This is a genomic window from Streptomyces sp. NPDC060366 (genome assembly GCF_042725135.1).
Taxonomy (GTDB): Bacteria; Actinomycetota; Actinomycetes; order Streptomycetales; family Streptomycetaceae; genus Streptomyces.
Genome location: NZ_JBHXDC010000015.1, coordinates 28201 through 40490, shown reverse-complemented (window position 1 = coordinate 40490; position 12290 = coordinate 28201). Strand labels below are relative to the sequence as shown.

7 protein-coding genes are annotated in these 12290 nt (G+C 73.2%); 4 read left to right on the top strand and 3 right to left on the bottom strand.

The window, feature by feature from the left end; genetic code table 11:
- Positions 1–112 precede the first annotated feature (112 nt).
- From ACFWHU_RS29230 to ACFWHU_RS29215, 4 genes are all read left to right on the top strand, one after another.
- A complete protein-coding gene (locus ACFWHU_RS29230) occupies positions 113–1465 on the top strand; it encodes a Cys-Gln thioester bond-forming surface protein (protein WP_385797705.1) in 1353 nt (450 codons plus the stop codon).
- A gap of 324 nt (positions 1466–1789) precedes the next feature.
- Positions 1790–3454 (top strand): energy-dependent translational throttle protein EttA, encoded by a 1665-nt coding sequence (ettA, locus tag ACFWHU_RS29225; RefSeq protein WP_385797620.1) that lies wholly within the window; start codon positions 1790–1792, stop codon positions 3452–3454.
- 1 nt (position 3455) lies between these two features.
- Positions 3456–3881 carry an acyl-CoA thioesterase gene (locus ACFWHU_RS29220; protein WP_385797622.1) on the top strand — a complete coding sequence of 142 codons (426 nt, stop codon included), beginning with the start codon at positions 3456–3458 and terminating at the stop codon, positions 3879–3881.
- Positions 3878–4615 carry a hypothetical protein gene (locus ACFWHU_RS29215; protein ID WP_387228438.1) on the top strand — a complete coding sequence of 246 codons (738 nt, stop codon included), beginning with the start codon at positions 3878–3880 and terminating at the stop codon, positions 4613–4615. Before ACFWHU_RS29220 ends, ACFWHU_RS29215 begins: the two co-directional genes overlap by 4 nt.
- A gap of 189 nt (positions 4616–4804) precedes the next feature.
- Here ACFWHU_RS29215 and ACFWHU_RS29210 read toward each other — a convergent pair whose 3' ends face one another.
- The 3 genes from ACFWHU_RS29210 to ACFWHU_RS29200 are packed head-to-tail and all read right to left on the bottom strand — an operon-like array spanning position 4805 to position 12145.
- Complete coding sequence (locus ACFWHU_RS29210) at positions 4805–5794, bottom strand: ABC transporter ATP-binding protein (RefSeq protein ID WP_387228436.1); 990 nt, start codon at positions 5792–5794, stop codon at positions 4805–4807.
- Positions 5791–8742: an ABC transporter permease gene (locus ACFWHU_RS29205; protein ID WP_387228434.1), complete on the bottom strand. Its 2952-nt coding sequence runs from the start codon at positions 8740–8742 to the stop codon at positions 5791–5793. Before ACFWHU_RS29205 ends, ACFWHU_RS29210 begins: the two co-directional genes overlap by 4 nt.
- Position 8743: 1 nt before the next feature.
- A complete protein-coding gene (locus ACFWHU_RS29200; RefSeq protein WP_387228432.1) occupies positions 8744–12145 on the bottom strand; it encodes an FtsX-like permease family protein in 3402 nt (1133 codons plus the stop codon).
- Positions 12146–12290 lie beyond the last annotated feature (145 nt).

The window sequence follows — 12290 nt, the reverse complement described above, 5'->3', positions numbered from 1 at the left end:
CGCGTCCCACGCGGAGGACCTCGCCCGGAGGGAAAAATCTGTGTTGTCTGCGTTGTCCGAGTTCTTCGCTCCAACCGCTCGCAGGCGGGGCGCCGCCCGTCTCGCCGCGTCGATGGCCGTCTCGGGCCTTGTCGTCGCGGGCTCCGTAGTCGGCGCGGGCACGGCCGTGGCCGACGACACGCTCCAGCACCGCGGCGGCGCCGCCGCGACGCTTGACGGCCTCAGGACGTTCGACAAGGCCGTTCTCCACACGGACGGCGAGACGCGTGAACTGCCCGCCGGGCTCTTCGAGATGACCGTCGACGGCGGCGGCAAGCTCAAGACGTACTGCATCGACATCCACAACCCCACCCAGAATCAGGCGAAGTATCTGGAGACCCCCTGGGCCCAGACCTCGCTCGGCGCGAACAAGAACGCCGGGAAGATCCGCTGGATCCTGCAGAACTCCTACCCCCAGGTCGACGACCTCGCCGCGCTCGCGGACGACGCGGGCACCGGGCCGCTCACCGCGCGGACCGCCGCCGCCGGTACGCAGGTCGCGATCTGGCGCCACTCGGACAACGCCGACGTCGACGCCGTGGACCCGCAGGCCGAGAAGCTGGCCGACTGGCTGGAGCGGAGCGCCGACCACCTCGGTGAGCCCAGGGCTTCCCTCACCCTGGAGCCCGGCGCGGTCTCCGGCAGGAGCGGCGAGCTTCTCGGGCCGGTCACCGTCCGTACCGACGCGGACAGTGTCGCGGTGTCCCCGCCCGCCGACGCCGCCGCCATGGGGATCAAGGTCACCGACAAGGACGGCAAGCCCGTCACCGAGGTGACCGACGGGGCGCGGCTGTACTTCGACGTCCCCGAGGACACGGCCGACGGCACCGCCTCGCTGAGCGTGCAGGCGACCACGTCGGTGCCCGTGGGCAGGGCGTTCGCCGGGGTCACCAAGAGCCAGACACAGATCCTGGCCGGCTCAAGCGAGTCCACGGTCTCGGCGACGGCCACCGCCACCTGGGCCGCGCAGGGCGCGATACCGGCGATCACCGCCGAGAAGAACTGCGCGAAGGGCGGTGTGGACGTCACGGCGGCCAACAAGGGCGACGAGCCGTTCACCTTCCAGCTCGCCGGTGAGGAGTACGAGGTCGAGGCCGGCAAGTCCAGGACCGTCACCGTGCCGGTCGCCGAGGACCAGGCGTACGACTTCACGATCACCGGGCCCGGTGGCTTCACCGAGAACTTCCAGGGCGTCCTCGACTGCCGGACCACCGGAAACCCGGCCCCGCCGGCCGACGAGACCACCACCCAGCTGACCCCGGCCACGGCGGGCGGCATCGCGGGCACGGACGGGCTCGACCTGGCCGAGACGGGCACCTCCAACGCCACCCCGGTGATCGCGGGCGTCGCGATCGGACTGGTCCTGCTGGGCGGCGCGGCGGTCTTCTTCTTCCGTAAGAAGAACGACCCCTCCGCCGAGGAGTGAGCGGCCCGGAGCCTCGCACCACACCACCACCTGCTGATTCGTACGACCCGCCGACCGGCATGGCAGCCGGTCGCCCCTGACAGCGGCTCCGACGCGCAGACGAATCCGGTCGCGCGCCGGAGCCGCGCGCCGACCCGCCGTCGGTCCCCGGCCGCTCTCCTGGACTGCCCGGAGAGCGGCCGCGGGTGTCGCAGGGCGGGACGTGTGTCTGAGCCCTGGACACGCGGTTTCTCCCCAGGGAGGGACGTGCGGCAAGATGGGTTCATCTGCCCTCATGCGGCGGTGCCGCACATTGGCCCTTCTCGATCTGCCGGACGGTTTCTCTTGGCTGAGTACATCTACACGATGCGCAAGACGCGCAAGGCGCACGGCGACAAGGTCATCCTCGATGACGTGACGCAGAGCTTCCTGCCCGGCGCGAAGATCGGTGTGGTCGGCCCCAACGGCGCCGGTAAGTCCACCGTGCTGAAGATCATGGCCGGACTGGAGCAGCCGTCCAACGGCGAGGCCTTCCTGTCGCCCGGTTACTCGGTCGGGATGCTCCTCCAGGAGCCGCCGCTGGACGAGACCAAGACGGTGCTGGAGAACGTCCAGGACGGCGCCGCCGAGACCATGGGCAAGCTGAAGAGGTTCAACGAGGTCGCCGAGCTGATGGCGACCGACTACTCCGAAGCGCTGATGGATGAGATGGGCAAGCTCCAGGAGGACCTGGACCACGCCAACGCGTGGGACCTGGACACCCAGCTGGAGCAGGCCATGGACGCGCTGGGCTGCCCGCCCGGCGACTGGCCCGTCACCACCCTCTCCGGCGGTGAGCGCCGCCGCGTCGCGCTCTGCAAGCTGCTGCTGGAGGCGCCCGACCTGCTGCTGCTGGACGAGCCCACCAACCACCTGGACGCCGAGTCCGTGCAGTGGCTGGAGCAGCACCTCGCCAAGTACCCCGGTGCCGTCGTCGCCGTCACCCACGACCGGTACTTCCTCGACAACGTCGCCGGGTGGATCTGCGAGGTCGACCGCGGCCGTCTCCACGGCTACGAGGGCAACTACTCCAAGTACCTGGAGACCAAGCAGGCGCGTCTCAAGGTCGAGGGCCAGAAGGACGTCAAGCGCGCCAAGCGGCTCAAGGACGAACTCGAGTGGGTCCGCTCCAACGCGAAGGGACGCCAGGCCAAGTCCAAGGCCAGGCTGGCCCGTTACGAGGAGATGGCCGCCGAGGCGGACAAGATGCGGAAGCTGGACTTCGAGGAGATCCAGATCCCGCCGGGCCCCCGGCTCGGCAGCGTCGTGGTCGAGGTCGAGAACCTGAGCAAGGCGTTCGGCGACAAGGTCCTCATCGACGACCTGTCCTTCACGCTGCCGCGCAACGGCATCGTCGGCGTCATCGGCCCCAACGGCGCGGGCAAGACCACGCTCTTCAAGATGATCCAGGGCCTGGAGCAGCCGGACTCCGGCAGCATCAAGGTCGGCGAGACCGTCAACATCAGCTACGTCGACCAGAGCCGCGCCAGCATCGACCCGAAGAAGACGCTGTGGGCCGTCGTCTCCGACGAGCTGGACTACATCAACGTCGGCCATGTCGAGATGCCCTCGCGCGCGTATGTCTCCGCGTTCGGCTTCAAGGGCCCGGACCAGCAGAAGCCGGCCGGGGTCCTCTCCGGCGGTGAGCGCAACCGCCTCAACCTGGCGCTGACCCTCAAGCAGGGCGGCAACCTGCTGCTCCTCGACGAACCGACCAACGACCTCGACGTCGAGACCCTGTCGTCGCTGGAGAACGCGCTGCTGGAGTTCTCCGGCGCGGCCGTGATCATCTCTCACGACCGGTGGTTCCTCGACCGCGTCGCCACGCACATCCTGGCGTACGAGGGCGAGTCCAAGTGGTTCTGGTTCGAGGGCAACTTCGAGTCGTACGAGAAGAACAAGGTGGAGCGGCTCGGCGCCGACGCGTCCCGGCCGCACCGCGCCACGTACAAGAAGCTGACCCGAGGCTGACATGGCCCGCCACCACTACAGCTGCCCCCTGCGCTGGTCGGACATGGACGCCTTCGGGCACGTCAACAACGTCGTCTTCATCCGCTATCTGGAGGAAGCGCGCATCGACTTCATGTTCCGGCTGGCGCCCGGGGGCGGCTCGCCGTCCTTCTCGGGCGGGTCGGTCGTGGCCCGGCACGAGATCGACTACAAGCTGCCGCTGGTCCACCGGCACGAGCCGGTGACCGTCGAGCTGTGGGTGACGGAGATCGGCGCGGCGAAGCTCACGATCGCGTACGAGATCAAGGACGAGGACCAGGTGTACGTGCGGGCCTCGACGGTCATCGTGCCGTACGACCTCCAGGCGGGCCGGCCGCGGCGGATCACCGCAGAGGAGAAGTCCTTCCTCCTGAAGTACCTCGACGACGCGGAGGCGCTCGCGGCATGACGGCGACGACCGTGCGGGCCCTGCGGCTCGCCGACACGGCGGAGGCGGCGGATCTCGCCGCCTTCCTCGGACGGCTGATCCGCTACGACCGGGCGGCCGCGGTGCGCCTCCAGGCGGGCGGCGGGGCGGTCGCCGTGTTCGGGCGGCCGCCGGCGTTCGAGGTGCTGGCGATCCGTACGGCGCGGTTGCGTGACGCGGGGGCGGCCGAGGGGCCCGTGGAGGGGCAGGTGGAGGGGCAGGTGGAGGGGCCGGTGGAGCTGGACGTCACCGTCTCCGCCGGTGAACTCCTCGAAGCGATCGACGAGTTGACGGGCGGCATCGGGCTGCCCGCCGCCGTCACCGGCCCTCCGTGGACCGGGGTGCTGCCGCCGCGCGGCGGCTGGCAGCGGGTGCCCGGCCTGCCGGGACCCGCCGGGCTGCGCCAGGCGGTCGCGGCGGCGGTCACCGAATTCCGCACGCGCGACGAGGCGTTGCCCGCGGCGCACCGCGACCGCGCCGAACGGGACCGGATCGGCCGCGACATCTGGTCGCGGACGGTCGGCGGCACGGGTCTGCCGCTGCGCGCCGTGCACGCGGCGCAGTCGGTGGGCTTCCTGCGCCCGATGCCCGAGGACGCGCCGGTGGCGCTGCTGAAGGCGGGGGCGTGGATGCGGTTGCGGACGCCGTACGGGTCGATCGCCGTGCGGACGGGTGGGACGGGTGGGATCGGCGGGTTGAGCGTCACCCCGACGTAGGGCTTGTCGCCGACGTGGCGGGGTTCGGTTGCCCGGCCGGTTCACCGGGTTGCGCCCGGTGGGTGAGTGTCCTCAATCGCCGGACGGGCTTGATGTGCCGGCCCGGGTTGGCCGGTTGCGCCGGGTGGGTGGTGTGTCCTCAATCGCCGGACGGGCTTGATTTGCCCGCCCGGTCCTGGTGGGCGGCGCTTACTCGGGTGGGGTGTCCGGCCAGACTCCTATGTGGTCCTGTTCCAGTTCCAGCATCACCCGGTGTTCCATGCCCAGTGCCTTCGTGTACTCCGCGGGGAGCTGGAGGCGGCCCGCGCGGTCGAGCATCGCGTACTCCCTCGCCACCACCGACTCCTGGCCCGTCGTCGCGTCGACCTCCGTGCGGCGCAGGACTTCCGACGACGTGCGGCCGTCCCGGATGGCGACCGTCCGGCGTACCTCGCCCGCGACCGCCTGGTCGTGGGTGACGATCACGATCGTCGTGCCCAACTCCTCGTTCGCCCGCCGGAACGCGGCGAACACCTGCTCACCCGTCGCCGAGTCCAGCTCGCCCGTCGGCTCGTCGGCCAGCAGTACGGAAGGCGAGTTGGCGAGGGCGACGGCGATCGCTACGCGCTGCTGCTGGCCGCCGGACATCTGGTGCGGACGGCGGTCGCGGCAGTCCGCGACGCCCAGCATCGCCAGCAGCGACTCAGCCCGCGCGGTGCGCTCGGCCCGCCGACGGCGGCCACCCCGATGGCTCAACTGCATCGGCAGCGCCACATTCTGAGCGGCCGTCATGTACGGCAGCAGATTCCGTCCGGTCTCCTGCCAGACGAAGCCCACCGCCTCACGCCGGTAGCGCAGCCGCGCCTTCGCGTCCATGCCCAGCAGATCGCTGCCCGCCACCTTCGCGGCGCCCGCGGTCGGGACGTCCAGGCCCGCGAGAATGTTCATCAGCGTCGACTTACCGCTGCCCGACGCACCCACGAGAGCCATCAACTCGCCCTCGGCCACCAGGAGATCGAGGCCCTGGAGGGCCTGCACCTCCACGCCGTCGGCGGTGAAGATCCGCACCAGCCGGTCGCAGGCTATGAGCGCGTCGTGGCCGTACGAGGGCCGGTCGCGGTGGGTACCCGCGCGCCGCTCCAACTGCTCCAGCGTCACTGCCGAATCCGTCGAATCGGTCGACTCGGACGACGATGTCATCGGCTGTCTCCTGCCCTGAGTTCCTTGATCGAGCCTTGTCGCCCCGCCCACCACGCCTGGACGACCGACACCGCGGCGGCGAGCGCCAGCACCCCCACCGCGGGCAGCACCAGCGACCACGGATCGGCCCGGAGCGGCGCCCCCTCCAGCGTCACGTCCGACGTCGCGTTGAGCGCCAGCCGTACGAGATCCACACCAGGCGCCAGCAGTACGACGGTCGCCCAGCCGACCAACGCCCCGCCCACGGCGGCCAGCAGCGCCTGCGGAAGGACCTCGAGGCCGAGGAGTTGGCGGCCCTGCCGCGTCGTGAGTCCCATGGTGCGCAGCCTCGCCAGCAACGTGACGCGCTCCGGGGCCGTCTGCGACAGCGAGAGCAGCAGGGCCAGCAGCGCGTAGCCAGCGCCCGCCGCGATCGCCGCGGCGTAGATCCGCTCGGCGCCCTCCTGCATGGGCGTGTTGACGAACGTTCCGCGCTCCTCGGTGCGCAACTTGACGCTGAAGCCGTCGCCGAACCCGGCGACCGTACGGCGCAGCGCCGCGCCGTCCAGCTTCGCGCCGCCGACCAGCAGGGTGGTCGGCGCCCGCTGCGTCAGGTCGGCGGCGTTCACCAGGAGGTAGTCGGTACCGGGCGACGCCGGGGTGTCGCGGTGTATCCCCGCGACCCGCACCTTGAAGTCCCCGGCCGCCGCCCGGATGTCGCGCGGCCGGTCGCCGAGGCGCTCCGCGACGGCGGGCGAGGCGATCGCGGGCAGTACCCGGCTCCGGTCCGGCCCGCCGTCGCGCACACCGCCCCCGCCGACGGACTTCAGGGCGTCGGCGGAGAACTCGCCGAGGCCGGTCTGCCGGGCCAGCCGCGCGTACGTCTCCGGCTCCACGCCGATCATGGTCACACCGGGCACCGTCTCGAGGCCCTTGCTGTCGGACGGGAGCGGTACGCCGTACTCGACGCGCACCGCGGTCACCTCTCCGACCCCGGAACTCTCGCGTACGGCCGCGGCGAGCCCGTCGGGCAGCTCCGGCGACGTGCCGCCGACGCTGATCCGGGCGTCGGCGCCCGTCGCCAGCACGGCGGCCCGTTCCCTGGCGCCGTCGATCCCGGCGAGCACCGAGCCGCCGAACGCCGCCGTCGTCAGCGCGACCAGCAGGGCGAGCAGCGGCAGCGCGCCCGACGACGACGCGCGGCCCGCGCGGGCCAGCGAGAGGAAACCGACCGCGCCGCGCAGCCGGCCGGCCGGGCGGCCCGCGAGACGCAGCGGCAGCGGATACAGGCGTACGAGGACGAGTGCGGCGATCAGTCCCACCAGCACCGGCGCCGAGCTGACCAGGTAGTCCACGTCGCCCAGCCCGCCGGTGCCCCCGGAGTCGGCCGGGCCGCCCGTGCCGCGTCGGCGCAGCGCGACCACCGCGCCGATCGCGAGGGCCAGCAGGGTCAGTTCGGCCATCGTGCGGCGGCGGGAGGGCCGGGCCCGTACAAGATCCTCGCGGTCCCCGTGCCGCAGTGGCCTGCGGTGTCCCACGACGGCCCGTACCGGCAGCGCGGCGCACGCCAGGAGGGCCGCCGCGCTCGCGGCGGCCACGGCGGGCAGCAGCCGGGCCTCCGGGACGCTCAGCACGGCGAGCGACAGGCCGACGGCCGCCGCCGGTACGGCGATCACCGCCGTCTCGGCGAGGAGCCGGCCGCCGATGCCGCGCAGGGATCCGCCGCGTGAGCGCAGCAGGGCGAGCTCGGCCCGGCGCCGTGCCGCGATCAGGCCGCCCGCCATCACCAGGACGACGGCGGCCACGGCCCCGATCCCCAGTGCGGCGACGGCGACGACCGGAGCGATGGCGGCACGCATCGAGCGGTGCCCGGCGACGATGTCGTCGAGTTTCGTCGCGACCACGGCCACGGGCCCGATGACGTTCGTGCGCAGTTCGGTCAGTTCCGGGCCGTTCTTCAACGACGCGACGCGCGAGGCGAGTCCGGGCGCGTCGCGTGCCGTGAGCGCGGTGGTGTCGGGCGCGATCCGCCAGTAGAGCTGCGGCTCGCCGGTGGTGGCGAGCAGTACCGGGGCGGCGTCGGGCGGCAGGAGGAGGGCGGCGCGCCAGTAGCGGGGCTGCGGGCGGTCGTCGGTCTGCTTGGCGACCAGGGCGGGGGAGCGGAGTGTGGGCTCGAAGGACCAGTAGCTGTTGTCCGGGTCCCGTGGCGTGACGATCCCGGTGATCCGTACACCGATCTCGTCCCGGCCGGCGGCCGGCACGTGCACCACCGAACCGACCTTGATATGCAGCGACTCGGCGGTCGCGGCGGTGACCGCGGCCTCCACCTCCGTTGTACTCTCCGTCACCGGCGCGTCGGCGCGGGGAAGCCGGCCCTCGCGGAGTGCGGAGTGGCTGTCGAGGCCCGCCTGGGCGGCGAGGGTGAACATCGGCGGCAGATGGTCGGGCGCGGCCAGCCAGGGGTCGGTGCCCTCGATGGGTTCGGAGGTCCGTACGCCGTACGCCGAACTGCCCTCGTCGGCCCGTACCGGCGCGGGCAGACCCCGCACGATCTTGCGCTGCGTCTGAGCCACCCACGCACCGCGCAGGGTCTTCTCCCGGTCCGCCCGCGGCACGCCGGGGCCGAACGCAGCCGAGCTGATCTCCAAGACCCTCTCGACGGCGGTGGCGGTCCGGATGTCGTGGCGCAGGCCGTTCGTCTCGTACGCGTCGACGGAACGGGGGAACGCGGCGGCGAGGTACGCGGTGAGTACGACGAGCACGGCCATCGCGACGGCGGCGCCGGGCGCGGTCCGCAGCCGCGTCCGCACCCAGGGCGCGACGGCCCGCGCGGGCCGGTCGGCGCGGGAGCCGGTGCTTCCCCGCGGGCGGCCCTGGGTGGCGCTGTCGCCGCCGGGCGTACGTGACTCGGGGCCGTCCACGGCCTGCGGCTCGCCGTTCCCGGCGCCGCCCCGCGAAGGAGTTCGCATCTCAGTTGCCTCCCCGTTCGCGCAGCGTGACCGTCGGGTCCGTGCGGCGTAGCGCCAGGGTCGCGATCATCAGCAGGGGCAGCGCCGACACCCCGGCCAGCAGCGCCGCCACCTGGCCCGTGGGCAGTTCGACCAGGACGCGTGGGACCGGTTGGGTGGCCTGGCCCGTCAGGACGACCAGGGGCACCACCGCTCTGGTGAGGACGGCGCCGAGGGCGAGACCGACCAGCAGAGCGACCGTGAGCAGCACGCCCTGTTCGGTGGCTATCAGCCGGGCGAGTTGGCGGCGCGGTGTACCGAGGGCCCTCAGCAGGGCGAATTCGGCGGCCCGTTCACGTTGCGACCCCGCCGCGCTCACCGCGAAGCCGACCGCCGCGAGCGCCGCCGCCGCGACGGCGGCGGCCGTCAGCGCGGACTGCGGGCCGACCCCCAGCGGATCGCTCAGCAACTCGTCCGCCGTCTCGTCGCGCACCAGGACCTGCGTCGGGTCGAGGTCGGACCGCTTCCGCAGCGTCTCGGCGATCTCCTGAGTACGCCCCGGTGCCGTGCTCAGCCACCACTCCGTGGGGGCCAGCGACGCCGCGCGCCGGTCGGCGAGCACCTCGTTGACGGTGCGCAGATCGACCAGGAGCCCGCCGCCGTCGCCCGTACGCCCGGCGCCGGCGGTCTCGGTCGTCGCCCGTGCGCTCAGGGCGCCGGCCCCGGTGGTGGGCAGTTGGCCGACGGAGCGCACGATCTTCACCCGGAGGCGCTGGCCCGAGACCTGGACGTCCACGTTCTGGCCGGTCTTCGCGCCGGCCGCGCGCAGAAAGGTGTCGGTGGCGATCCCGGGCAGCACGGCCGGCGGCTCGGCGCGCGCGGCGCTCACGTGGACGGTGACGCCGCGCGCCTGGTCCAGATAGGGCCCGGCCTGCGGGCCGGCCCCCGTCTCGTACGAGAGCGCCAGCGGAGCCGTCGCCGAGACGACCGGCTTCAGCGGCACATCCGGGTCCGCCTCGCCGTCCAGTGAACTCAGCCGCGTCGCACGCCAGTCGGCGTTCTGGGCGCCGTCGACCGGGCGCGCGGCGCCGTCGGCGTCCAGTGCGCGCAGCGCGTCGACGCTGATCCGGTGGGTCTCGCTCCGGCCCGGCGGAGCGGTCGAGACGAACTCCAGACCGGTCAGTGCCAGTGGCTCCGCCGGGGCGAGCGGCGTGGTCCTCGCCTCGGGACCGGGCACGGAGTCCGCCGCTCCGGTCAGATCGAGCGTCACGGTGTGCGGGCGGCCGTCGACGGGCACCTCGCCCACGGGCATGCGGTGGCCGACGCCGTACCGGTCCTCGACCACCACCGTGGCGAACGGCACGGCACCGGTCGGCGACACCCCGTCGCGCGCCCCGGTGTCGGTGAGCCGCAGCGTGATCCGGAGCTGCCGGGTGCCGTCGGGCAGCGGGGTGCCGGGCCGTGCCGCCTCCGGCGGCTTCACCGCGTCCAGGAGCCGGGCCGCGCCGCCGTCGCCGGACAGCCCGGACATGTCGTCCCGCAGCAGCATCCGCTCGTCGGCGTGAGCGGTGTCCAGCGCGAGGACGGTCGCCGTCCGGTTCGCCGACAGCTCGGTGGTCGCGCGGTGCGCGGGGGCCGCCTCACGTACCCCCGGCAGCCCGGCGTAGATCCCCGCCTGTCCGGGATCCCCCGGCCGGTCCGTCGCCACCCGCAGCGACGCGCCCGTCCGGAAGTCCGCCTGGTCCTCCTGCGAACGGTCCCACGACGCGCTCTGCCCGATCGCCAGCATCCCCATCGCCACCGCCAGCACCAGCAGAAGCACGGGGCCCGCGCCGCGCAGCGGCCTGCGGCTGAACTGCCAGCCGGCGAGCGCCGACGACAGTCCCGCGCCGTTCGCCGCGCGCCGTTCGGCGAGGCGCGCCACGGGTGGCAGCAGGCGAAGGGTCAGTACGGTGCCCGCGAGCAGTGCCAGCGCGGGTGCGGCGACCAGCAGCGGATCGATGCCGAGTTCGCCCCGGCTGTCACCGCTTAGCGCGCCGCCGCCCGATGTGGCCGTCTGGCGGTCCAACTGCCAGTACGCCACCGCGGCGACCACCAGCAGCCCAACGTCGGCGCCCGCGCGTACCGGGCCCGGCAGCGCCCTCGCCCTGCCGCGCCGCAGCCGGACCGCGCCGGCCGAGGCCAGGGCGGGCGCCACGACGGCGGCGGCGCACGCCAGCGCGACCCCGCCGCCGGTCAGCCACACCTCGGCGGTGGAGGTGTCACCGAGCCGCAGCCCGATCTCGGTGAGCCTGCCGCTGTCGGCGAGAAGCCGGGTCAGCGGCCCCGCGAGCAGCGGCGCGCAGAGCGCGGCGGGCAGCGCCAGGAGCAGCGCCTCGACGGCGGTGAGCCAGAGGATCCGGCGCCGGGAGCCGCCACGTGCCCGAAGCAGATCGGTCTCGCCCGTCCGCTCGGAGCTCAGCAGGCGGGCGACCAGCAACAGGGCGTAACCCGCGAGCAGTACGAGCTGGACGGCGACGATCAGCAGCGTGGAGCGGGAGACGAGCAGCGCGCGTTCGGTCCGGTCGAGCACACCCGGCAGCGCGGTGCGCGCGTTCACACCGTCGGCGAAGACCGGCTGTGCGGCGAGGGTCTTGGGCCCCCGCTCGGCGGCGGCGCGCAGCGAGTCGATACGGCCGGTGGTGACGGACCGGAAATCGGCGGCGGCCAGCCAGGACAGGTCGCCCGCCGCGAGGCGTCCGGAGTCGAACACGGCGGGGTCGGTGAGCAGCGGGCCGTAGGTGGTGAAGGAGACCGTCCGGACGCCGTGGCCGCCGAGGGTGTCCAACTGCCAGTACGGATCGGTGAGATCGGCCGGCCGGTAGATGCCGGTGACACGGATCGTGAGGGGTCTGTCCCCCAGCCGGTCGACGAGGGTGAGCCGGGCGCCCGCCTTGAGCCCGAGCTGGGTCGCGGCGACTTCGGGGAACGCCGCCTGCACGGGGTCGCCGGCCGCGGAGTCCCCGCCGGCGGGCCAGGTCCCGGTCACGAGCCGTACGCGCGAGCGGTCGAGTGTGGCGAAGTGCGTGAGGTCGGGTTCCCCCTCGCGGGCGGCGGGCGGCTGAAGACCGCGGGGGAGCGCGTACGACCCGGAACGCTCCAGTTTCCGTACGGTGACCGGCAGCCCGTCGAAGGACTCCCGCGCGGCCCCGGACGCTGCCTCGTCCGCGGCCTCCCGGTCGTCGGCGGGAACCTGCGCGCTGATCACGAGCGCCGCCGCGGCGGCCTCGCGGCCCTGGAGCGTGTGGCGGAGCGCGGCGTCCCCGATCGAACCGGAGAAAGCGGTGAGGGCCGACAGGACGGATGTGGTGAGGAGAACGGCGAGGAGGGCCGCGGTGAGCAGGAGCCGGTGCGCGCGGACCCGCAGAAAAACGAACCCCGTCACACGTCCCCCCGCCGATCCTTCGCCCTTCCCCGGAGCTCGGATACTTTCAGAGGCCACCCGTCCTGGTAACCGCTTACAGGCGTACTTTGATCCGATCGTGATCGTTGTCCGGAACAGGAGTTCCGCATTCCGGTGCGCGGCCGGC